At 40.5% G+C, this 22,902-nt stretch carries 19 protein-coding genes and 1 tRNA gene; 8 read left to right on the top strand and 12 right to left on the bottom strand.

What is annotated here, in order from left to right; genetic code table 11:
- Window positions 1-127: 127 nt before the first annotated feature.
- The 3 genes from tldD to N5852_RS06040 form a co-directional block, all read right to left on the bottom strand.
- Window positions 128-1,540 carry a metalloprotease TldD gene (tldD, locus tag N5852_RS06050; protein WP_262099511.1) on the bottom strand — a complete coding sequence of 471 codons (1,413 nt, stop codon included), beginning with the start codon at window positions 1,538-1,540 and terminating at the stop codon, window positions 128-130.
- A 223-nt stretch (window positions 1,541-1,763) separates the two neighbouring features.
- Window positions 1,764-3,281, bottom strand: a complete 1,518-nt coding sequence (ppx, locus tag N5852_RS06045) for an exopolyphosphatase (RefSeq protein WP_262099510.1) — start codon at window positions 3,279-3,281, stop codon at window positions 1,764-1,766.
- 24 nt (window positions 3,282-3,305) lie between these two features.
- A complete protein-coding gene (locus N5852_RS06040; protein WP_262099509.1) occupies window positions 3,306-5,495 on the bottom strand; it encodes an RNA degradosome polyphosphate kinase in 2,190 nt (729 codons plus the stop codon).
- 364 nt (window positions 5,496-5,859) lie between these two features.
- Here N5852_RS06040 and N5852_RS06035 point away from each other — a divergent pair, with 364 nt between their 5' ends.
- The 4 genes from N5852_RS06035 to tig all read left to right on the top strand — a co-directional run bounded on the left by N5852_RS06035 (window position 5,860) and on the right by tig (window position 9,724).
- Window positions 5,860-6,111 (top strand): zinc-finger domain-containing protein, encoded by a 252-nt coding sequence (locus tag N5852_RS06035; RefSeq protein ID WP_182419097.1) that lies wholly within the window; start codon window positions 5,860-5,862, stop codon window positions 6,109-6,111.
- Window positions 6,112-6,359: 248 nt separating this feature from the next.
- Window positions 6,360-7,562 carry an FAD-dependent monooxygenase gene (locus tag N5852_RS06030; RefSeq protein WP_262099508.1) on the top strand — a complete coding sequence of 401 codons (1,203 nt, stop codon included), beginning with the start codon at window positions 6,360-6,362 and terminating at the stop codon, window positions 7,560-7,562.
- A gap of 323 nt (window positions 7,563-7,885) precedes the next feature.
- Window positions 7,886-7,968, top strand: a tRNA-Leu gene (locus N5852_RS06025).
- Window positions 7,969-8,200: 232 nt separating this feature from the next.
- Entirely contained in the window at window positions 8,201-9,724 is a 1,524-nt protein-coding gene (gene tig, locus N5852_RS06020) for a trigger factor (protein WP_262099507.1), read from the top strand.
- A gap of 314 nt (window positions 9,725-10,038) precedes the next feature.
- On the opposite strand, the gene N5852_RS06015 is transcribed toward tig, so the two are convergent.
- Genes N5852_RS06015 through N5852_RS06005 form a run of 3 tightly spaced genes read right to left on the bottom strand, consistent with a single transcriptional unit; the run spans window position 10,039 to window position 11,568 of the window.
- Window positions 10,039-10,518, bottom strand: coding sequence for a carboxymuconolactone decarboxylase family protein (locus N5852_RS06015; RefSeq protein WP_262099506.1), 480 nt, complete (start codon window positions 10,516-10,518; stop codon window positions 10,039-10,041).
- 2 nt (window positions 10,519-10,520) lie between these two features.
- Window positions 10,521-11,132, bottom strand: coding sequence for an FMN-dependent NADH-azoreductase (locus N5852_RS06010; protein WP_262099505.1), 612 nt, complete (start codon window positions 11,130-11,132; stop codon window positions 10,521-10,523).
- A 10-nt stretch (window positions 11,133-11,142) separates the two neighbouring features.
- Entirely contained in the window at window positions 11,143-11,568 is a 426-nt protein-coding gene (locus N5852_RS06005) for a GNAT family N-acetyltransferase (protein ID WP_262099504.1), read from the bottom strand.
- Between the two features lie 90 nt (window positions 11,569-11,658).
- Here N5852_RS06005 and N5852_RS06000 point away from each other — a divergent pair, with 90 nt between their 5' ends.
- Window positions 11,659-13,041 carry a MocR-like pyridoxine biosynthesis transcription factor PdxR gene (locus N5852_RS06000; RefSeq protein ID WP_262099503.1) on the top strand — a complete coding sequence of 461 codons (1,383 nt, stop codon included), beginning with the start codon at window positions 11,659-11,661 and terminating at the stop codon, window positions 13,039-13,041.
- 24 nt (window positions 13,042-13,065) lie between these two features.
- Here the strand turns inward: N5852_RS06000 and N5852_RS05995 are convergent, their stop codons facing one another.
- The 3 genes from N5852_RS05995 to N5852_RS05985 form a co-directional block, all read right to left on the bottom strand.
- Window positions 13,066-14,274, bottom strand: a complete 1,209-nt coding sequence (locus N5852_RS05995) for a DMP19 family protein (protein ID WP_262099502.1) — start codon at window positions 14,272-14,274, stop codon at window positions 13,066-13,068.
- An 82-nt stretch (window positions 14,275-14,356) separates the two neighbouring features.
- Window positions 14,357-15,463 (bottom strand): DMP19 family protein, encoded by a 1,107-nt coding sequence (locus N5852_RS05990; protein ID WP_262099501.1) that lies wholly within the window; start codon window positions 15,461-15,463, stop codon window positions 14,357-14,359.
- A gap of 104 nt (window positions 15,464-15,567) precedes the next feature.
- Window positions 15,568-16,797, bottom strand: a complete 1,230-nt coding sequence (locus N5852_RS05985) for a hypothetical protein (protein ID WP_262099500.1) — start codon at window positions 16,795-16,797, stop codon at window positions 15,568-15,570.
- 307 nt (window positions 16,798-17,104) lie between these two features.
- On the opposite strand from N5852_RS05985, the gene N5852_RS05980 reads away from it, so the two are divergent.
- The 3 genes from N5852_RS05980 to rpmG all read left to right on the top strand — a co-directional run bounded on the left by N5852_RS05980 (window position 17,105) and on the right by rpmG (window position 19,241).
- Window positions 17,105-17,803, top strand: coding sequence for an NUDIX hydrolase (locus N5852_RS05980; protein WP_262099499.1), 699 nt, complete (start codon window positions 17,105-17,107; stop codon window positions 17,801-17,803).
- On the top strand, window positions 17,803-18,978 hold the full coding sequence (locus N5852_RS05975; protein ID WP_262099498.1) for an MFS transporter: 1,176 nt from the start codon (window positions 17,803-17,805) through the stop codon (window positions 18,976-18,978). Before N5852_RS05980 ends, N5852_RS05975 begins: the two co-directional genes overlap by 1 nt.
- A 95-nt stretch (window positions 18,979-19,073) precedes the next feature.
- Window positions 19,074-19,241, top strand: a complete 168-nt coding sequence (gene rpmG / locus N5852_RS05970; protein ID WP_182419087.1) for a 50S ribosomal protein L33 — start codon at window positions 19,074-19,076, stop codon at window positions 19,239-19,241.
- Window positions 19,242-19,521: 280 nt separating this feature from the next.
- Here the strand turns inward: rpmG and N5852_RS05965 are convergent, their stop codons facing one another.
- From N5852_RS05965 to metG, 3 genes are read right to left on the bottom strand one after another with little or no spacing between them, the layout of a single operon-like run.
- Window positions 19,522-20,343: an MBL fold metallo-hydrolase gene (locus N5852_RS05965; RefSeq protein ID WP_262099497.1), complete on the bottom strand. Its 822-nt coding sequence runs from the start codon at window positions 20,341-20,343 to the stop codon at window positions 19,522-19,524.
- Between the two features lie 18 nt (window positions 20,344-20,361).
- On the bottom strand, window positions 20,362-21,135 hold the full coding sequence (locus tag N5852_RS05960; RefSeq protein WP_262099496.1) for a TatD family hydrolase: 774 nt from the start codon (window positions 21,133-21,135) through the stop codon (window positions 20,362-20,364).
- A 3-nt stretch (window positions 21,136-21,138) separates the two neighbouring features.
- Window positions 21,139-22,686 carry a methionine--tRNA ligase gene (gene metG, locus N5852_RS05955; protein ID WP_262099495.1) on the bottom strand — a complete coding sequence of 516 codons (1,548 nt, stop codon included), beginning with the start codon at window positions 22,684-22,686 and terminating at the stop codon, window positions 21,139-21,141.
- Window positions 22,687-22,902: the final 216 nt, after the last annotated feature.

Here is a 22,902-nt window from a genome sequence, read left to right as displayed (position 1 = left end):
TATTTGAATTATTTTCATTTATTGCCCCCTCTCAACCCCATAGATAGCCAGACTTATCTCGCCATCTTTTTAAACAATAAGAGCAGTTCAACTCTAAACATAAGTTAAACTACTCCTCATCTCTTAATTAGGCTTTCGTACCACCAATTGTCATGCCATTCATGCGCAAATGTGGTTGCCCTACCCCAACTGGTACACTTTGCCCTGCTTTTCCGCACATACCAATGCCATTATCGAGCTTTGGATCATTGCCAATCATCGAAATACGGTGCATCGCATCAGGCCCATTACCGATAAGTGTTGCACCCTTTATGGGCGCACCAACAACACCATTATGGATGCGATAGGCTTCGGTACATTCAAACACAAATTTACCCGATGTAATGTCCACTTGGCCGCCGCCAAAAGAAACACAATAAATACCATCTTTGACCGAAGCGATAATATCTTCGGGCGTTGCATCACCGCCAAGCATCATGGTGTTGGTCATACGTGGCATTGGCGCATGGGCATAAGATTCGCGCCGGCCATTACCGGTTGGTTGCATATTCATTAAACGGGCGTTTAGCCTATCTTGCATATAGCCAACAAGCTTACCATCTTCGATTAATATATTGCGACCAGATGGCGTTCCCTCATCATCAATACTTAAAGAACCGCGCCTATCTGGAATTGTACCATCATCAACGACAGTTACCCCTTTGGCAGCCACTTGCTGACCTAAAAGCCCTGAAAAGGCCGAGGTTTTTTTGCGGTTAAAATCACCCTCAAGGCCATGTCCCACCGCTTCATGCAGCATAACACCCGGCCAACCATTTGCCAAAACTACATCATAGGTTCCAGCTGGTGCATCTTCCGCTTCAAGATTAATTAAGGCTTGGCGCAAGGCTTCATCAGCCGCCATTTGCCAATTATGTTCGGTAATAAAGCTTTCAAAAGCCTTTCGGCCACCGCAACCATAAAAGCCACTTTCAAGCCTATCGCCATGAGCTGCAACAACACCAATACCAAGGCGAACAAGCGGACGTGTATCACGCAGCAATTGCCCATCTGCACGTAGAATTTCCACCTGCTGGATAGAGCCAGCAAGGGATACTGTAACCTGCCGAACATCGCCATTTTTGTTACGCAAATAAGAATCAATTTTTTCAAGCAAAGCAACTTTTTCTTCAAAGCTTGGTGCGCCAAGCGGACTTTCATCACCATAAAGATGATGGTTGGTACCGCGCGGTGCGCTAGCAATAGTACCGCTATGATTGGCTGATACTGCTTTGGCTGCATCACCTGCCCGTTTTAATGCCGCCAATGAAAATTCGCCTGAATGGGCATAGCCCGTTGCTTCACCAGCGACAGCGCGCAAACCAAAACCGCGATCTTGATTAAAAGCACCGGTTTTTAACCGGCCATTGTCAAAAACTAAGGCTTCACTTTCGCGATACTCCATATAAAGCTCGCCATCATCGGCATTTTCCAAGGTGTTTTTTACAACCTGCTCCACCGCCTCTTGTGAAACATCAAATTGATCAATTAACGGCTTCATAACAATACCCATTCTTTTTAAATCCTGAAACCTTATTTTAAAGACAGCAAGACCATATTACAATTTGTAAAATAAGCAAAATTTAACAATTTTTTTCAAAGCAATAAAACTGTTGTCATTTCATGCAAATATCGCGCAGTTTTATGAAACTACGCGATAAAACGAGATAGATGTATAATAAGTTTTTTACGCCATTGCGCGCAAATCAATATCGCATCAAGACTTAATCATTAATGATACGATATTGCGCCGGAATATTGACCAATTTAGACAATTGCTGCAAACGACCAATTGGGCGATCAGACACCAAATCTTGATATTTTTGTGGGATATTGAGCGAAAGACAGCCATCTTCCATAGACCAGAAGGTTTCAGGTAAAATACCACTATTAGATGCACAAAATAAATTACTAATGCGCATAAAAGCACCCAAAACCTTGGCGCGGTAAATAATATCCGGCGTTGCAAGGCTAATAATTTCTGGGGCGTTTTTATCACCCACCAAGCCTTCATTGCGGTAAAAAACCGTTAAAGCAGCAAAAACCCGCCCCGGATGGTCGATACCAGAATAAACACCATAGGCAATTTGATTGGCCGCTTGCATACCGCGATAATCGGGATGAATACGCCAAGCAATATCAGCAAGATAGCAAATGGCCTCGCGGTAACGCTTTTCATCTTCGCTTTCAGTTAGTTGCAAAGTTTCAAAGGCTTGCAATGTCCAAGCCATTAATTCCTTGGCATGACGCGGCGAACGAGCGCGCAAAACCGCCATTTCTTCTGTTGCCGATAATAATGGATCATAATTGCGAACTGTTTTGTTTAGCAAGGAAAAGAGGAAGCCCTCACGCACACCAGAACCAGAAAAAATGATTTTTGCAGGCTTCATCACATGGATAATTTCAAGAAGCACCGTCGCACCATAAGGCAATAATTGACGGCGATTTTTTGAAATTGTTTCAATCCCTTTGATTGTTTCAATATCGCCTTTGGCTATGCGATGAAGAAAATAATCAATGTCATCTGGAATAAGTTCATAGGCATGCATAACCGGCAAAGGATAGCCCTTAAAGCTCATATAGAGCTTGGCAAGGTTACGCCATGTACCGCCAACCGCGTAAAAATTACGCCCACGCGCTTTGGTTAATAATGTGGCTTTACGCACATAACGCCGTGCTATTTTTACCGCTTCGCTAAGGTTATTATCCGACATATCCATAAGGCGCAATCCGCCCAAAGGGGTTGTTACACCATCACCAATTTTGTTTTTATGAACATCAACCAATTCAACACTGCCGCCGCCCATATCACCAACAATACCCGAAGGCTGGTAAAAAGCCGATAAAATACCATACGCAGAATAGGTTGCTTCTTCTTTGCCGGTTAAAACACGAATTTCACAGCCTAAAATTTCGCCCGCTTCTTCAATAAATTGCGGGCCATTTTCCGCTTCGCGTGCGGCGGCAGTTGCAAGCACATGAATATTATCAACATCAATCTGCTTACAAAGTGCTTTAAAACGCCGCAAGGTCGCCAGTGCTATTTTTACCGACTCGTCTTCCAATCGCCCTGTTTTTGCCAAACCCTTGCCAAGACCGCAGAGGATTTTTTCATTAAACAAAACCGTGGGCGAGCGTACCAACCCTTCATAGACCACAAGTCTTACCGAGTTTGAGCCAATATCAATAACCGCAATTGGTTTACGCCCTTTGAGACGACCTTGAGCATTTGCACGTGTCATAATCAATCAATCTTGTTGTTTTTCTTAGCGTTCACGGCTACGACGAGCTATAAGTTTAGGCGCTGAAGACCGCAATGACTTACCACGCCCTGAAAGGCTAGGATTGGTCATAAAGTATTCTTGGGCGTTAAACGCTTCTTCTTCAGCAAGACGCTGAATTTTCGTCGATGTGCCATCATTAAGGATTTCAAAGCTTTGCTGATTATCAATGATATTAGCAAGCATTATTTGTGAAAGAACTTGTTGATGCACGGTTTTATTGTAAACTGGCACCAATGTTTCAACTCTTCGGTCAAGATTACGCGGCATCATATCAGCCGAGCTGAAATAAATAATCGCATCTTCATTCGGTAAATCATTGCCATTACCAAAACAGAAAATACGGCTATGCTCCAAAAACCGCCCGACAATAGATTTGGCGCGAATATTTTCTGAAAAACCCGGAAGCCCAGGACGCAAGCAGCAAATACCACGAACAATCAAATCAATTTTAACGCCAGCCTGCCCTGCCCGATAAAGCGCATCAATAATTTGCGGATCCACGAGCGAATTCATTTTCATCCAAATAGCAGCTTTTTTGCCCTGACGGGCATTTTGCATTTCATTTTCAATATGGTGCAACATGCGCGAACGCAATGTTAGTGGCGAAAAGGCAATTTTCATATCTTCATCAGGCCGTGCATAGCCCGTAATAAAGTTGAAAATGCCACCAACATCATGGCCAATATCTGGATCAGTGGTAAAGAAGGATAAATCTGTATAGATTTTAGCGGTGATTGGGTGATAATTACCAGTCCCCAAATGCACATAAGTGCGAAGGCGCTGGTCTTCGCGGCGCACCACCAATGACATTTTAGCGTGGGTTTTAAGTTCGATAAATCCAAATACCACTTGTACGCCAGCCCGCTCTAAGTCACGCGCCCAACGAATATTGGCTTCTTCATCAAAGCGCGCTTTCAATTCCACCAGCGCCGTCACCGACTTGCCAGCCTCTGCCGCATCAACCAAAGCGCGAACAATTGGACTATTATTTGATGTGCGATATAGTGTTTGCTTAATTGCCACCACATCAGGGTCAGTTGCGGCTTGACGCAAAAACTGTACAACCACATCAAAGGATTCATAAGGGTGGTGAACAACAATGTCCTTTTCGCGAATTGCCGCAAAACAATCGCCGCCATGCTCACGGATACGCTCAGGAAAGCGCGGATTATAAGGCACAAATTTCAAATCAGGACGTGGAAGATCTACAACCTCTGAAATCATGGTTAAAGCCAGCAAACCATCAAGCACGCTAATGCGATTTTCTGGTACTTCCAATTCACTTGCAACAAAAATCCGTAAATCTTCCGGCATTTCTGCATCAAATTCAATACGAATAACCTGACCGCGGCGGCGGCGTTTTAACGCGCTTTCAAAAAGCCGTACAAGGTCTTCAGCTTCTTCTTCAACTTCAATATCGCTATCACGAATAATACGGAAAGTACCTGCACCACTAACTTCATAACCAGGGAACAAATGGCCAATAAATAGCCCAACCGTATCCTCAAGCGTGATAAAACGCGAACCGCGATCCTCATCTGGCAATAGAATAAACCGCTCAAGCGCTGTTGGTAAACGCAGCAAGGCAGTCATTGGATATTTATCGGCTCGGCGCGACAATTGTAATGCGATGGAAAAGCCCAAATTAGGAATGAATGGAAATGGATGGGCAGGATCGATTGAAAGCGGTGTTAAAACTGGGAAAATACGTTGGCTAAAATGATCTTCAAGCCAAGTCCTTTCCGTTTTGCTTAATTTATCAGGACGGACAATTTCAATTTTTTCTTTAACAAGGGCAGTGCGCAGCAAACGCAATTGCATTTGTTGATTTTTTTGCAATCTATCGACTTCTGGCAAAATGAAATCAAGCTGTTCTTGCGGGGTGCGCCCATCTGCGCTGCGGGTTTGGATACCTGCTCGAACTTGCCCAGCAAGTCCTGCAATACGCACCATAAAAAACTCATCAAGATTAGCTGCAGAAATAGAAAGAAAACGCACACGCTCCAATAATGGATGTTGCGCATTGGCACTTTCCATCAACACACGATTATTAAATTGTAACCATGAAAATTCTCGGTTTACAAAACGCTCGACACTATCAAAAGTAATTGCTCCATCACCAGTCTTTACACTATCAACCTTATTATTGTCAGTATTTTTTACGGTATTCATAAAAGCCCCTTCCGCGATGATAGTCGTACTGGATCGCAAACAAATTTACACAAAATTATTTTTACTTTTAAAGTATATCTCAACGATTCGACCTTGCAATGGTATTTTTACTCCAAAATTCCAAAAGCGCCACGAATATATCACCATAAGCTTGTATCTTTTTTATTTTTAAGCCCCCATAGCAAAAAGCTTGCAGCATTTGGCAGTTAATTATATTATTTGCTGATATTTTCTGATAACAGCAGCAAATAACTTTTTTGCATTATCATCTCTTTTATTACAGATAAGTGATGGTATTACAGTTTTTGCCACACTATCAACAGATCTATGATAGGATCGTAACAGCAATTAATGGAGCATTTAAATGGCTGATCATCATATACCACATTTCCAAAACGATGGCGGGTATAAAATGATTGAAATTGGAGCTAAGGAATTTATGTGCATTGGCGCCAATCCGCCATATGATCATCCGCATATTTTCCTTGATATGGGTGGCGATGTTGAAAAAATTTGCCCTTACTGCTCAACCCTATATCGCTATAACCCAGCCCTTGGCCCAACCCAATCAAAGCCTGAAAACTGTTTTTACCAACCATTGGCAACAGCAGTTTAAAATGATCAATCCTCAATAATCTTGATGGTTATTGAGGATTTTTAACATATTAGATTTTGATATTTAGACGGTGTTTGATTTATCCCAAATACAAACATCTTGTTCTTTTATATGTGTCGCTACAACCATGCCAATCAAGAAATATATAATTTGGAATTTCTATTTTGGATTGAACCTCCAATAGGAACAGCAATTGGCTATCTAAAATTTGGCGCAGATATGTAACAATAATAAAGATAGGTAAAATAATGTCCGACAAAGCCAAAATTATCATTTCAGGCGCAGGTATTGCTGGCATGGCAAGCGCACTCGCATTGGCAAAAAACGGATATAAAATCGCAATTTATGAAAAAGTAGCCAAACTTGCAGAAGTTGGCGCAGGATTGCAGCTTGCACCCAATGCCACAAGACTATTACGTGACTTCGATATTTTGGACGATATTCAAAAATTTGGCGTTGAGCCCGAAACTGTTATGATGAGAGATGGCCGCAAAGATGATCTTCTTAGCATGCTGCCAGTTAAAGAAGTATCGTTAAACCGTTGGAAAGCGCCTTACGTCACCATCCACCGAGCCAATTTGCAAAAAATCCTCTATGACGCCCTTTTAAAACATCCTTTAATAGACATTTATTTGGACCATGAAATTGTCGATTATAGCGGCTCACTCGATCAAGGCTATACTGTCACACTAAAACAAGGTGAGACAACAACAACGGTCAATGGTGATCTTTTAGTCATAAGCGATGGTGTGTGGTCGCAGTTACGCCAAAAGCATTTAAAAGAAAAATCACAATTTTCTGGTTATATTTCTTGGCGTGCAACCTTACCTTTTGAACAAGTACCCGCCGATTTTATGGCTGCCAATAAAAAGCCTACCATTGGCGTTTATATGCATGGCGATGGTCATTTCATTACCTATCCAGCAAGGCCAAATGAAGTTTATAATTTTGTTGCAATTACCGCTGGGGAGAATCCGGGCCCAAGCTGGAGCAAAACTGGTGACAAGGCCAAGCTTTTGAGCCATTTTTCTAACTGGCATAAAAATATCAAAGATATTATGCAACAGGCCGATGATTGGACCTATTGGCCCTTATTCAAAATGCCAAGCCTGCGTTTTCGCGGCCTTAACAATGAAATATTTGTTGGCGATGCCTCCCATGCCGTTACGCCATTTGCCGCCCAAGGTGCAGCAATGGCCATTGAAGATGCGGCAACCCTTGCAAGCGCACTTTTAAAACACAAGGATTTTGAAAGCGCTATTACAACTTATGAGACCGCCCGCCATGAAAGATTAACAAAAGTTGCCAAACGCGGTGATTTTAATCGCTTTGTTTATCATGCCAGCGGACCAGTTGCGCTGGCACGCAACCTATTTATGAAAATGCGCCCGCAAGAAAAATTCTTAACTGACCTTGATTGGCTTTATGATTTTGATGCTAGAAATATCTAATATTTGCAACTGGGGGCCGTTAGCGATTGTAATAATGATCGCTAACGGCCCCCAAATGATTCATAAATGAGCAATTATTAATTAAGCGATTCACAAAAATAGCGCTTTAAAAGGCATAAAATGCGATTTTTTTACCTTAAAGCATAAAAAAGCAAACAAACATAAGCAAATTCCACGATTTTTATACACATACAACTTACTGTTTTTATTTTACTTTTTATTTTTTTTGAATTTTTTTCAAAAAAAAGTTCGTTTTGCCCTTTGCTAGTTAAAAATAGAGTGCTATAGGAACGTGCGCTGTGGTCATGTAGATTAAAGCATGTGCGGATGTGGCGAAATTGGTAGACGCACCAGATTTAGGTTCTGGCGGGAGACCGTGGGGGTTCGAGTCCCTCCATCCGCACCATTTTAAAAGACCACAAAAAGAATTTTGCGGTATTCCAACTTGTTGGGTACCGCAGTTTTGTATTTACAGGTACGATGCATTTATTGATACAAATTGCATTCCATAGCAAAGATTTCACTTAGATTTCATTGCAAATAGTTTTCATTGGATGCAAAATATCTACATTAATGCAGAATTTTGATTGAAATGAACAGCAATTAAAGCATGTTCTAAAAGAAGTGAAGGTTGTGTAATGCAGGTTACCGAGACGCTTAATGAGGGACTGAAGCGCGAAGTTAAAGTCGTGGTTCCAGCCAAGGATTTGAAAGCGAAGCTTGAAGAACGTCTTTTAGACGCCAAGGACAAGGTTCAGTTAAAGGGTTTTCGTCCAGGCAAAGTGCCTGCAGAGCATATTCGTAAAATGTATGGTCGTTCATTTATGGCAGAAGTTGTAAATGAAATTCTCAATCAAACACCACAAAACATCTTGGCAGAGCGCAATGAGCGTTCAGCAACTCAGCCTAAAGTTACTATGAGTGAAGATGAAAAGGACGCAGAAAACGTTCTTTCTGGTAAGGCTGATTTCGAATTTACCATCAATTATGAAATTCTACCAACAATTGATGTTAAAGATTTTTCTGGTATTTCAATCACTCGTGATGTTGTTGAAATTCCAGCTGAAGAAGTTGAACAGCAAATTGAACGCATTCTTTCTTCAACCCGCAATTTTGCAACAAAAGACGGCGCTGCTGAAGATGGCGATCGCGTAACTATCGATTTTCTAGGTAAAATTGATGGTGTTGCATTTGATGGTGGCGCAGCTGAAGATACTCAGCTTGTTCTTGGTTCAAAAAGCTTCATTCCTGGTTTTGAAGAACAATTAATCGGTATTAAAGCTGGTGAAGAAAAGGTTATTTCCGTAACTTTCCCAGAAGACTACAATGCCGCTCACCTTGCTGGTAAAGTTGCAACTTTTGATATTAAAGCAAAAGAAGTTGCTGCACCTGATGCGCTTGTTATTGATGACGAAGCTGCAAAAAAGCTTGGCATTGAATCACTTGACCGCCTACGTGAAATCGTACGCGAACAGCTTGAAGGCCAATATGGTGAAATTACCCGCCAAAAAGTAAAGCGTCAGATCCTTGATGCATTGGATGGTGATTATAAGGTTGAAACACCTTCAACTTTGGTTGAAGCAGAATTCAACAATATTTGGTACCAAATCACAACAGAATTACAGCAAGCTGGCCGTAGTTTTGAAGATGAAGAAACAACAGAAGAAGAAGCCCGCGCTGAATATAGCAAGCTTGCTGAACGTCGCGTGCGTTTGGGTCTTGTACTTTCAGCAATTGGTGAAAAAGCTGAAGTTAAGGTATCTGAAGAAGAATTGCAGCGCGCTGTCTATGCACAATTGCAACAATATCCAGGTCAAGAAAAAGAAATCATGGATTTCTTCCGTCGCACCCCTGATGCAGTTGCTAATTTGCGTGCACCTATTTTTGAAGAAAAAGTTATTGATCATCTTTTAAGCCAGATCAAAGTAACCGACAAAAAAGTTTCTCCTGAGGAATTGGTTGCATCGGCTGAAGAAGAAGAAGAAAAAGCCGCAGCTAAGCCAAAAAAGAAAGCTGCAGCAAAGAAAAAAGATGCTGACGCAGATGCAAAGCCAGCTGCTAAGAAAGCCGCTAAAAGCGAAGAAGCGGATGGAGAAAAAGCTGAAAAAGCTAAAGCTCCTCGCAAAGCTCCTGCTAAAAAAGCAGCTCCTAAAAGCGAATAATAAAAAGCCCGGTTTTACCGGGCTTTTTTTTGCGCAGTTAATGGTGATTGGTATATTCAATGCCGCGCTGAATTATAGCTTACCGATTAAACCCAGCATTAGAGCGCATTTCGATCTGATTGGATCAGATCGGCGCTCTAATGCATTGTTTACGCCGCGTTTTTTGTCCAAAAACCGCTTCACACTTTTCGGAAAACGCTCTAAAGTTGGATATTTGTATCACAACATTATCTGTTTTTAATGACTAACGCATATTGAATACAGCAAAAATAACCTGTTAAAAAAAAGCCAGCAATTTCTTGCTGGCTTTATTTTTATTTTAAATTTGCCTTATCCAAACCATATAAGTGATCTAAGGAGCCCGGCGTCATGTTAGACGCAATCATAAGCCGGTTCCAACTATTAATCACAGCTATTACAAAGATTAACTGGCCTATTTCATCGTCATTAAAGTGCAATTGCATTTTTGAATATAATTCGTCTTCAATACCATTTTCACCAAGCCGAGTGAGTTGCTCAGTCAACTCTAAGGCTATCTTTTCCCGCTCTGAAAACAGTGTAGATTCACGCCAAATTGGAATATGCAACAAACGCAATTCACGCTCGCCATCGATTTTAGCTTCTTTAACATGCATATCGAGACAAAATGCACAATGATTGAGCTGGGAACTATAGATATAAACAAGATGCTTCAATGTATTATCCATGCTTGAACCACTTGTTTTATTGGACAGCTCAGTCATAGCTTTTGCTAATGCTGGCTGGGTTTTGAATAAATTTACTCGATTTGACATAGTTACACCTCAAAAAAATGATCAATTTGCTTCAAGCCATGGGCTAAAGCCGTGTCACGTGTTTTTACGTCTTGAGTACCCTCAATACGAAAATTCGTTAAATCTGTAATGCCGATATACTCCAAGGCAACCCGCACATATGGCGTAAACTGGTCATCATTTACAAAGGGGCCGGCTGAAAAAATACTTCCACTTGAAAGAACGCAAAAGGCTTTTAAGTTATGAACCAACCCTGTTTTGGTACCATCCGATTTAAATGCAAAAGTGCGACCCGCCCGTGTTACATGGTCAAACCATGCCTTTAACACCGATGGTAATCCAAGATTATAGATTGGCGAGGAAATAACCAAAATCTCATGGCTAAATAGCTGATCAACCAATTCATCTGATTTTTTTAGCAGCTCCCACTGCGCCTCGTTACGCAGTTCAGGTTTGGTAAAAATGGCCGTTATCATTGCACTATCTAAGTGCGGCAGTGGATTTTGGGCTAAATCAATAATTGTTTCCGAAATATCGGGGTGTAAAGCCTTTAGTTTATCCACCAAATACGCTGATGCTTTGCGAGATGAAGATCCTTCTAAATCTTGGCTCACCTTAATATGAAGTAATCTCATAATTTTTCCTTTAATATAAATCGCGATATAAATGATAACCAGTGGTTGTATAGCCCACCTGTTGGTAAAATTTTTGCGCTGTTTTATTCGACAATCCAGTATCAAGCACCATACGCTGACACCCTTTTTCAAAGGCCAATTTACCCAAACTATCGAGTAGATTTTTTGCATATCCCTGCCCGCGTACAGTTGGATGGGTGATAAGATCATCGACATAACAAAATCGACCATGGATAAAATTTTCCATACAACGATATCCAGCTAATGCGAGCGGCATGGTAGCGTTAGTAACTCCCAGCAATGCATAGCCTTGCTGCTGTTGACGTTGCACCTGCACTATAAAGGCTTCTTTGCTTAATAGTTTTGGACGCAACATCGCCATTAGATCAAAGCACTGCAATATTTCGCTTGGTGTGCTGTAATGCGTTATTTCCATAATTTCTCCGGTTTAAGCTAAATTGAGTTGCACAATTTAAACTGCTAAGTCATATTAGAAAGAGCCAAAATAAACAAAAAAAGGTAGGACATGATTTTGGGCTACAAAAGCATTTATGAGCGGTACCGAAATGAAATCAGTATTGGCAATCTTAAAGCGGGCGATCGCGTACCATCGATTAGAGTTTTAGCAAGTGAATTGAATGTCGCGCGTAAAACTGTAGCATCAGCTTATGAAATACTTGTTGGGGAAGGCTATTTGGTAAGCCAAGGCGCTAAAGGCACCTATGTGAACCCAGAACTTAACATTGAAGTTGTTTTAAATAGCAACACTAATGGCGCAAAGAGTGAATTTGCACAAAAAAGCAACGCACAGCCCAAGCATTTGCGCCTTGGTATTCCAGCCCTTGAAAGCTTTCCTTATAAAAAATGGCTTTTAACTTTAAAAAAAGCTGCCCGTAATATGGATGAAAATGATCTTATCATGCCACCTTTTATGGGCTATCAGCCATTACGTGAAAATATTGCCAGCTATCTTAATATCTCTCGCGGGCTTAATTGCTCGCCTGAGCAAATTTTTATAACAAGTGGTTACCGCGCCAGCTTGCGGCTTATTTTTGCGGTACTATCCACACCTAATGATACGGTTCTTTTTGAAAATCCGGGATATTTTATTGCGGCCCAATTCCTCGACCTTATTATCCCAAAACTTCATTATATTCCAATTGATGATAAGGGGCTAAACACAGACTATCTATTAAAGCATCATAGTGATGCAAAATTTGCGATTGTCACACCGACCCATCAAAGCCCAACAACTGTTTCAATGTCTTTACCACGAAAACAGCGACTATTAGAATGGGCTTGCAATAATAAAAGTTGGATTATTGAAGATGACTATGATGGCGAATTTCACTTTAAACGAAAAGTAATTAGCGCATTAAAGAGTATCGATGCCCATGATAGAGTTATTTATACTGGTTCCTTTAGCAAAACCATAATGCCTGCCTTGCGAGCTGGTTATATCGTTATGCCGAAAGAAACAATAAAGCTATTTATGCAAATTGGTAACATCTATGAAAGTGGTATGCCGCTTTTTACCCAAAAAGCACTTTCTTTATTTATGAGTGAAGGCCATTTTTATCGCCATATTAAAAAAATGCGTACGCTTTATCAACAACGCCGCGTTATTATGGAGGCTGCATTAAAGCAAGTTTTAGGTGATATATTGAATATAGAATTAACCGATGGTGGCATGCACATAATTGCTTACCTTAAACGAGGCAGCAAAGATCAAGAGCTAGCGCAATTATGGCAGCAACACGGGTTAAAGGTATCACCCCTATCTCATTGGTATAAAGGTGAACCAGATAAATATGGCTTAATTATTGGTTACACCAATGTGCTCAGTTTAGAACAAGCAATCAACCAATTGGCTAAAGTTGCAAATGAAAGCCGCATAATTGCCCAATAATTAAAACGCTTATAAGCGATAGAATTATTGAGGTAGAATGTCATTTTCTTTTGCTAGCTTCAGCATCGCACCACCAACTTCGTCAAGAATTTTAGTAAAATCGAGCTTATCCTCAAAATCATCTAAAGGATTACCATTTTCTAACTCGTTAGGAGAAAGCTTATTTACCATTTCAAATAAGGATTTTGCTTTTTGCAAATCAGCTTCAAGATTTTGTAAATTTGACCTTTTAAACGCTTCAAGCAATGCTGGAACTTCATTTGGATTATGATCAAAATATTGGTAAAATCCGCCATTTGAAAATTGTGCTGAAAATAAATTGAGTGCAAAAATATCTCGATAAACACTTGGCCAATTTTCTCTCGCGCCAAACCTATCTTGAAGAAGAAATAAATTTTCAGCCAAAATATTCATGCGATCCTTTTCTGTCATCGATTGAACAATGTCTTTGTACCAATCGTGAAGCTGGTCATTTTGGCAAATATTGTCGCGCAATGCTTTAAAAATAGCGATGGGCTTTGGAAAATCCCTTAACTTATCTTTCGCTTGTAAGACATCAGGATGCGTTGCATAAAGCGCTGCATAGCCCAATGTATCTTTTTCAGGGCCACCACCTAATAATTTTCTGTCTTGCTTACGTTGGTCTAACTGCATTTTCTTATAACCATCTGGGTCACCCTCGCCCATCATAGCATCTAATTTTTTTAAAAAGGCCTGATCAAGTTCAGCTTGTGTTGCCGGAATAATAAAATGCTTAATGGTTTTTTCTGACGGATTAAATTTTTGATAACGGCCGCCAAAAGCCTCCATAGCCGACTGGAATTGGCGTGCTGCGTCACTCATATTTTGCCGCCGTAATGCGCGCCCAATATAGGGGGCAAAATCTGAATCATTACTTTGAAAATAATTGACCACGGTTTGATAACGCAAGAAAACAAACAACCAATAAAGGTCTTGTACATCGTCAGGAAAAGCCAATATTTCTTCAACGGGCGTCTTTCTGCTATCGTAAAAACTAGGATTTACATGATAACCATGCATGTCCCAGATTAAAAAGAGGAACTTAAAATTTAACACCTCATCAAGGCTAATATATTTTAGATCATCAAAGGTAATGGCATCGCCTTTGGGATCAAAATAGACGGTGCATTCTTTGGCTATTGCAGTGGTATTGACGCCACTTATAATGACTGCGCCAGCAAGCAAACTTGTTAAGATTTTAAAAATTTTCAATGTGCACCTCTTTCGTCCTTACATGGAATTTTCAAATTTTCACACGATACCAACCGCCCCCCAACCAAAATGCAAAATATTATCAACGCGGAAGAATATTATGGTTACGGGCAATGACTGTCATTGCATCTTTAAGCCTATTCACAAAGCCTTCAAAATCCATGTCTTCATCAAAATTAGAAAATGGTGGCGTCTTCATTAACTCGCTATAAAGCGATAAAGTATCATTGCCACGCCTTACATCAAAATTGCTTATTTTTTGACGTGATTGTTCATAAAGCTCATCTGCCGCACCAATATAGGCCTTTAAGTCAACCAGCCCAGATTTTTCCAACGCATCATACATAGCCAATATATCTTCATTACTTTGATTAAAGAAATATTGTCCAAGGCCACCATTTAAAAATTCACCATTTAACATTTCTAGCAAAAAAAGATAGCGATATGGTTCTGGCCAATCCTGCCAATCGCCGAGATCCTCTTCAAAATCGAATAAATTGGCAACTAATATAAGGGCGCGCTGCTGATCTGGTATAGCTTTAATACGCTTATCATACCAATTTTTTAACGCTTCATTTTCACATATATTATCGCGCAATGTCTGATAGAGTTGTTGAGGACGTGGAAATGCCCGTAAGGCGTCAGGCGAAATAGACTTTTGTATACCAGCTTTAATCAAATACTGACCATTATCCTTATCATCAAAGAATCGGGCAACATTTGATTTTTCTAAAGGAAAGCCGATAATTTTTCCACTTTTGGGGTCAAACTCGCTATAGCGATTACCAAAAATATCCATAATATTTTTAAAAGTCTCAGCAACTTCAGCCATATTTTGGCGCATTAAAGCTTGATGTATAAAGGGTGCAAAATCCGCATCTCGACGACGAAAAAATGCAATAACACCATCAGACTGCGCTAAAAAATATAACCAAAATAAATCCTGCTCATTAGCTGGCCATTGTAAAATATCGCCACTTATTTTTTGGTATTCGTCTAAAAGATCTTTGCTTGGTTTTTCAACAGCTTGAATTATTCCATATGCTGACAAAAACTCATTGCGTTTGTCTTTAAAAAAGATTTCAAAAGTTTCATCAAAATTCAAATGTTTCAAATCATCGAAAGTAACGGCTTTTTCGCGAGGTGCATAATAAATTTCACATTTTTCTTGCGCATGAATCGGCATCATTCCTCCTAAAACCAAAAAAACTAATATAAGCATGACAAGCTGCAACTTGGTTTGCACTTTGCATTTGCGACATATATCAAGCATTAAACGCATAGGCGCGCCTCTTAGGGTGAAATAATTTTGTTATCTAAGCCAAGCTTTAAAATGGCGCGATCAATTTTGTCATTTATGTCATAAATATCAATTTTAGCTTCAAATTGCTCGACCGACACACCAAGATATTCTTCGGCTTGTTCAAAGCCGTTAGGCGATGACAAATCAAATTTATCGTTTAAAGACTGCAGTTTTTCATGAAAGGCGTTCGTCTCCTTGGCAATTTGTAAAACGTCATCGAGATTTGAATTTTTTAACGCTTTCAATAAGCGATCAATATCTTCTGGCGAGGCACTATAAAAGTAGCTAAATATTCCTGTATCCATCATCTCAACTTGGAATACAGTCAATGATGCAATATCTTGATAATAAACAGGCCAATTTTCATAAGGTCCAAATGCTTTTCTATTAAAACTGAGTGTCAACGCAACGCGCGATAAGAACTCTTCATGAGGTATGGCATTAAACTTTTGATAGTACCAATTTTTTAAATTTGGATTTTGACAAATTCGCGCATAAATCGCGCTGTAGATTTCGCTTTGGCTTGGAAATTCAGCCATTAATTTTTGTGCAGCTAAGGTTTTTGGGGTCAGGGCATAAAGCATCTCATATTCTCGCTTATGTTCCCGTTCAAAAGATGTATCATCCATATCCACCGCTTGCGCCTTTTTATATTGTAGCAAAGCACGGTGTCCGGGGCCCCAACCATTGTCAGCTTCTTGTTCACTAATAGGGATTGAAAAGGCTTTTATTGACTTTTCCTCTGGATCAAAATCTTGATAGCGCGTACCATAAGCTGCCATAGCAGTTGAAAGTTGATCGGCCATTTTATCCATATTTTGGCGTTTTAACGCCCTTACCATATAGGGGGCAAAATCAGAAAACCGGCCAGAAAAAAGATCTTTCGTGTCTGGATATTCTGCAAGGGCAAAAAGCCAGAAAAGATCTTGAAGGTCATCACTATCCGATAAGAGGTCGCTGTCTATTTCCAACAGTCCGCTTCTTTTAACGTCTTCTGAAACAGGGGAAAAATATTGAGCACTTAACCTTAATAGATTAAGATGAAACTCTGCCTGCATGGTTTCATTAAAACTTATAATTTTTATATGATTAAAGTCGAATGGTTTGGATTGATCCCAATAGCGAATTTCGCATTGTTCTTGTGCATTGCTCGTCATAGTTCCACCAAGAACAAGAGCAATAATAGAAAAAATCTGAAAAAATTTTAATAATTTAGGCATAATCATTTTTCACTTTATTAGAGCGTTTTTCCGAAAAGTGTGAAGCGGTTTTCAGACAAAAACGAAGGTAAACAAAGGATTAGAGCGCCGATCTGATCCTGTCAGATCGAAAAGCGCTCTAATGTTACAGATGGTATAAAATATGCTTTTAATTAAATTTGAAGAACTCGTCTTTTGTTTAAAGTAAACGATATTGGCATAAAGGGAAGTTATATATTAAAAAAAGTTTTATTATTAACAATGCTTGATAGTGCTAAACTTAGCTATACTAGCATAAATATTTTGTGTCTTTTCAAGTGAAGCAATTGTGACAAAACATATTTTAAAACCCAAATGCGCGGCAACATTATTGATATTAAAAGCTATAGATGGCAAGCCATTTGTATTGATGGGAAAACGCCATGAAGCGCATAAATTTATGCCAGATTTTTATGTTTTTCCCGGTGGTAAAATGGATCGTGCTGATTTTACCCATCTTTACTCCACTTCACTTCATGAGCGTGATATAAAAATGATGCGCAGTGAAAAGACCCATTTTACAGAAAAACACGCAAATGCTTTGGCATTATGTGCTATTCGGGAAACACAAGAAGAAACAGGGCTTCTTATTGGAGTAAAAACTAAGGCTCCGTTAAGAAAAAGTATAAATTCTGCTTGGCGCATTTTTCAAAATCAACAACTGCTGCCCAACCCATCTGCTTTACATTATTTTGCAAGGGCAATTACCCCAACGGGGCATATTAGGCGGTTTGACACACGTTTTTTTCTAACCTTTGCAGAAAATATCAATAATATTGATAAAATGCAGCCATCAAGTGAATTATCTAATTTACAATGGGTTGATTTGTTTTCACCGCCAAACATCAAAATTCATGACATTACAAAACAAATCATGGAAGATACAAAAGATTGCATAACGCCTAACATGGCGTTAAAGCAATGTCATCCAGTTACGCTATATTATAGCGTGAGGGGAAGACATTATAGAAAGGTTCGATTTAGCTGATGACTTGTGAAACGGATAGCCAAAGCGAAAACCATGCCATGCGGGCGATCATTGCGGCGATAGCGACAATTGCTGCGGTAGGTATAGCAATTGGCCTTGGAACGCCCCTTATTTCAGCAATGATGTTGGATCATGGTATTTCTGAAAGTATTATTGGTTATAGCGGCACGATTGGCGGTCTTGCCACCATCATTGCTGCGGCATGTACGTCAAGAATCGCGCTAAAATTTGGCGTTATCAAACCGATTTTAACCATGCTTATTGTTGGCGCGTTAAGCTTTTTAGGGTTTTATTGCTTTCAAGGCCTATGGGTTTGGTTTATCTTACGTTTTACCTTGCATTTTGCTATGACGATTATGTTCATCCTATCAGAATTTTGGGTCAATAGCTCAGCCCCACCAGCAAGGCGTGGAGCGATTCTTGCCATTTATGCGGCGACTTTTGGTTTTGGTTTTTCGCTAGGGCCAATTTTGTTTTCCTATGTTGGCAGCAAAGGCTTTTTACCGTTTGGTATAGGGTGCTTGCTTATTGCCCTTGCCAGCATTCCCATTATGTCAGCATGGAAATTAAGCCCTAATTTCAAAGACAGCGAACATGTGCCATTTTTGCCATTTATTTTCAAAGTGCCAACATCAACCATGGCTGTGCTGGTTTATGGTGCGGTTCAGCTAGGTGCAGTTACCCTAATCGCGCCATTTTCATTAAATTTGGGCTATAGCGAAGCGCAGGCTGGACATTTTTTAACCCTGCTTGCTTTGGGCAATGTGCTGCTTTTGGTACCAATTGGCATGATTAGCGATCGGTTGCCCGACCGCCGCTATGCTTTGGCTGGTTGCGCAACCATTGGCCTTATTGGCACTTTACTCGTGCCATTTATCACGCAGCATTATTATTTACTTGGCGCGGTTTTATTTGTTTTAGGTGGTGTATCAGCTGGTCTTTATACTATTGGCCTTGCCCAATTGGGGGCAAGACTCAAAGGCAGCGATCTTGCTGCCGCCAATGCCGCTTTCATTTTTTGCTATGGTATTGGCATGTTAATTGGCCCATCGATCATTGGACAAGCTATGGAAATCTTTCCCGTAACCGGTTTTTCCATGGCAATGGCACTTTTTTTCGGTCTTTATGTCGCTTTAGTTGTAATAAGATTGGTTGTAAGGTTAACACGCTCTTGACTTTTTATCCTGAATGCTTATTGTCGCGACAAAATCGTCTTAGGCCACGGGTCATTCAGGCGGTGTGGTGATTCAAATAGACAGGATTCTCTATTATGGCTAAAGCTAATACAATCAAAATCAAGCTTTTGTCGACGGCAGAAACCGGCTTCTTCTATGTAACAACAAAGAACAGCCGTACAATGACCGATAAGATGACAAAGCGCAAATATGATCCAATCGTAAGAAAACACGTTGAGTTTCGCGAAACAAAGATCAAGTAATTTTTTATAAATTATGTTTAAAAACACGGCTTTTAGCCGTGTTTTTTTATGTCTAAAATAAATCTTTAATTCTATTAAATGCTGACCATTACAGTTGTGAAACAATCAAACTGTCTTTATTAGAACGTTTTTTTGAAAAGTGTGAAGCGGTTTTCGGACAAAAACGAAGGTAAACAATGCATTAGCACGATCTGATCCAATCAGATCGAAATGCGCTCTAAAGCTACAAAGCGCATAAAGCCAACATGATACAGCTTTTGCCAAAGCTAAGAGGTTGGACTTAGCAATCAACCTCAAATTGCAAGCCATTATAAGCTGGCTCGACATAATCTGGCGTTTCGCGCAAAACAGTGCGATAATCAAGATAAATATGCATGTGGGTTAATATGGCACGTTTTGGCCGCAAATAATCAATCCAATCCAAAGCCTGCGAAAGTGAAAAATGACTTGGATGTGGTTGATATTGCAAAGCACCAATAATAAGCACATCAAGATCAAATAGCTTAGTTAAACTTTCTTCTGGAAAGGCACTCACATCGGTGCAATAAGCCACACTCCCCATACGAAAGCCAAGCGAGTGAATATCGCCATGGGTTTGCAAATGGCTTTGAAACTCTAATTCACCCCCTGCCCCATTAATTTTAAAATGGTCATAGGGGCCAATTTGATGGGCGCGTAATATGGGTGGATAGTTTGACCCCTTGGGTGTTTTAAAACAATAGCCAAAGGCTTCATGCAAGCGATTTAACGTGGCTGCATCGCTATAAATGTCAATTAGCTTATTTTGTCCAATGCCAAAAGTGCGCAAATCATCAATGCCATGAATATGATCTGCATGGGGATGAGTATAAACCACCCCATCAATTTTGGTGATGCCAGCATCAATGGCTTGGGAGCGAAAATCAGCCCCTGTATCAATGACAACGCTGGTTTTTCCATTTGCGCTAACACGCTCAACCAATAGCGAGGTGCGATAGCGAAGGTTTTTAGGCTCTAAGGGATCGCAAGAACCCCAATCACCATTTGGTCGCGGCACCCCTGGCGAGGAACCGCAGCCTAAAATGGTAAATCGCAATTTATCTTTTACAGATATTTCAGCCATCCTATTTTGTTTAACCAATCACTGCATTTTTGAAAAAAGCCGAAATGCATTATCAGTTGTAATTTTAGCCAAATCTTCATAGCTAAGAGAGCGCAGCTCGGCCAAAACTTCCGCAGTTTTCACCACATAAGAAGGCTCATTGCGCTTGCCACGATAAGGAACTGGCGCAAGGTAAGGCGCATCGGTCTCTACCAATAATTGCTGCAAAGGCACGATTTTTGCAACCTCACGAATTTCTGGTGCGCCCTTAAAGGTCAATATTCCTGAAAAAGATAAATAGCCGCCAAGCTCAATGCCTGCCTTTGCCAATTGCATACCAGAAGAATAGCAATGCAAAATAAATTTGAATTTTCCCTTTGCCATTTCTTCACGCAAAATCGCTTCCATATCTTCATCGGCATTACGGGAATGAATGACCAATGGTAATTCACTGCGTCGCGCTGCATCAATATGATGAAGAAAACTCGCTCTTTGTTGCTGCGGTGTTGCATAGTCATAATGATAATCAAGACCAGCTTCACCAATCGCCACCACCTTTTTATGGCTGGTTAATGCCAATAGGTCTTCTGCGGTAATATCGGGTTCTTCATGGGCGCTATTGGGATGCGTCCCTACTGAGCAAAAAACATGCTCATATTTTTCGGCAATGCGAATGATCCGATCAAACTGGCGCACATGGGTGGAAATTGTCACCATGCGCTTAACACCAGCTTGATGAGCGCGTTCTACTACCTCATCAAGCTCGGGAGCAAAATCATCAAAATCGAGATGACAATGGCTATCAATCAACATAATTTAACCCTCAAGCTCTTCAAGCTTATAACGTGGGAAAATACCGCTTGGACTTGGCAATGCAGTTCCTGGCGCAATCCACTGGCTTGCAACATCGTTTAACATGCGCTGATCTTCGCCAATATTTAAAAGTTCAAGCAATTTGTCGATTGATGCGGGCATAAAGGCCTGCAAAGGAATTGCTACACGGCGCAATATTTCAGCGGTTACATAAAGAACGGTATCAGCGCGTGCTGGATCCGTTTTGCGCAAAGCCCAGGGCTCTTCACCTGCAAAATAGCGATTAGCATCAGAAATGACCGCAAAAATCGCCGTTAACGCTAAATGCGGTGCCTGCCTTGCCATTGCGTCACGTGCAGTGTTAACCACGTCAATAGCCTTATCTAAAATCTCACTATCTTGCGCCAATAACTCACCCTTATTTGGCACTTTTCCATCGCAATTTTTAGCAATCATTGATAAAGAGCGCTGGGCAAGATTGCCAAGGTCATTGGCAAGATCGGCATTAATGCGGTTTATAATCGCGGTATTGTTAATAACGCCATCTTGGCCAAAGGATACTTCACGCAAGAGGAAATAGCGAATGGAATCAACGCCATATTGCGCGGTAATTGCAAAAGGATCAATGACATTACCAACCGATTTTGAAATTTTTTCACCGCGCATGAGCAAAAAGCCATGGGCAAAAACCCGCTTCGGCAATTCAATACCTGCAGACATTAAAAAAGCTGGCCAATAAATAGCATGGAAGCGAACAATATCCTTACCGATAATATGTGCATTGGCTGGCCAAAACCCAGCACGCGGCGCATTTGGATCTGGATAGCCGGTTGCGGTTAAATAATTGGTAAGCGCGTCAAGCCAAACATACATGATATGTTTAGAATTACCCGGTACGGGAACACCCCAAGAAAAATTGGTCCTCGAAACTGATAAATCACGCAAACCAGAGCGCACAAAACTCATAATTTCATTGCGCCGCTCATTTGGCCCAACAAATTCAGGGTGCTTTTCATAATAATCTAGCAATTTATCTTGATATTTTGACAGGCGGAAGAAATAGCTTTCTTCCTCGTTCCATTCAACTGGTGAACCAACTTCAGTTTCGCGGCGAATACCATCTTCACCAACGATCGTATCTTTTTCATCATAATAGGCTTCTTGACGAACCGAGTACCAGCCAGCATAGGTATCAAGATAAATATCACCATTATCTTCCAAAATTTTCCACAAGGTCTGACAAGCATCATAATGGCGTTTTTGGGTGGTGCGGATAAAATCATCATTAGAAATATTCAATGATGCTAGCATTTCTTGGAAAACGGCTGAGTTTTTATCGGCCAATTCTTGCGGAGTAATGCCCAACTTTTCCGCTGTCTGCTGCATTTTCAAACCATGCTCATCCGTACCTGACAGAAAAAAAACATCCTTGCCGTCAAGGCGCTGAAACCGCGCCATACTATCGGTGGCAATCGCATTATATGCATGGCCGATATGTGGTTCGCCATTAGGATAATAGATTGGTGTCGTTATATAATATTTTTCACGCATTTAACTTCAGTCTTCATTATCTCTTACGGCGCACGCTCAAATAGCGGCCCGAATGGTTGCAATATTTTAAAAATGGCTACAAAAATTGGGTGAACAAGCCTTATTGCTGTTATCTTCCTATTGTTTTTGTAACCCTTGGCATAATCTTTTCAATCAATATTGAATAGTTTTTCAACTAATGTCAGCGATGATTTTTATCATGATTATCTGACGGAA

Origin of the sequence: Bartonella sp. HY328 (assembly GCF_025449335.1) — a bacterium.
GTDB lineage: Bacteria > Pseudomonadota > Alphaproteobacteria > Rhizobiales > Rhizobiaceae > HY038.
The sequence above is the reverse complement of the archived record's forward strand: the minus strand, read 5'-3'. Positions and strand labels throughout refer to the sequence as shown.

Coding starts and splice junctions, on each gene's coding strand:
- N5852_RS05990 (WP_262099501.1), bottom strand. CDS start 15,463: ATGATGCCGATTCATGCGCAAGAAAAATGTGAAATTTATTATGCACCT.
- N5852_RS06030 (WP_262099508.1), top strand. CDS start 6,360: ATGTCCGACAAAGCCAAAATTATCATTTCAGGCGCAGGTATTGCTGGC.
- N5852_RS06015 (WP_262099506.1), bottom strand. CDS start 10,518: ATGTCAAATCGAGTAAATTTATTCAAAACCCAGCCAGCATTAGCAAAA.
- N5852_RS05965 (WP_262099497.1), bottom strand. CDS start 20,343: ATGGCTGAAATATCTGTAAAAGATAAATTGCGATTTACCATTTTAGGC.
- N5852_RS06010 (WP_262099505.1), bottom strand. CDS start 11,132: ATGAGATTACTTCATATTAAGGTGAGCCAAGATTTAGAAGGATCTTCA.
- metG (WP_262099495.1), bottom strand. CDS start 22,686: ATGCGTGAAAAATATTATATAACGACACCAATCTATTATCCTAATGGC.
- rpmG (WP_182419087.1), top strand. CDS start 19,074: ATGGCTAAAGCTAATACAATCAAAATCAAGCTTTTGTCGACGGCAGAA.
- N5852_RS05975 (WP_262099498.1), top strand. CDS start 17,803: ATGACTTGTGAAACGGATAGCCAAAGCGAAAACCATGCCATGCGGGCG.
- tldD (WP_262099511.1), bottom strand. CDS start 1,540: ATGAAGCCGTTAATTGATCAATTTGATGTTTCACAAGAGGCGGTGGAG.
- N5852_RS05985 (WP_262099500.1), bottom strand. CDS start 16,797: ATGCCTAAATTATTAAAATTTTTTCAGATTTTTTCTATTATTGCTCTT.
- tig (WP_262099507.1), top strand. CDS start 8,201: ATGCAGGTTACCGAGACGCTTAATGAGGGACTGAAGCGCGAAGTTAAA.
- N5852_RS06005 (WP_262099504.1), bottom strand. CDS start 11,568: ATGGAAATAACGCATTACAGCACACCAAGCGAAATATTGCAGTGCTTT.
- N5852_RS06040 (WP_262099509.1), bottom strand. CDS start 5,495: ATGAATACCGTAAAAAATACTGACAATAATAAGGTTGATAGTGTAAAG.
- N5852_RS06035 (WP_182419097.1), top strand. CDS start 5,860: ATGGCTGATCATCATATACCACATTTCCAAAACGATGGCGGGTATAAA.
- N5852_RS06000 (WP_262099503.1), top strand. CDS start 11,659: ATGATTTTGGGCTACAAAAGCATTTATGAGCGGTACCGAAATGAAATC.
- N5852_RS05960 (WP_262099496.1), bottom strand. CDS start 21,135: ATGTTGATTGATAGCCATTGTCATCTCGATTTTGATGATTTTGCTCCC.
- ppx (WP_262099510.1), bottom strand. CDS start 3,281: ATGACACGTGCAAATGCTCAAGGTCGTCTCAAAGGGCGTAAACCAATT.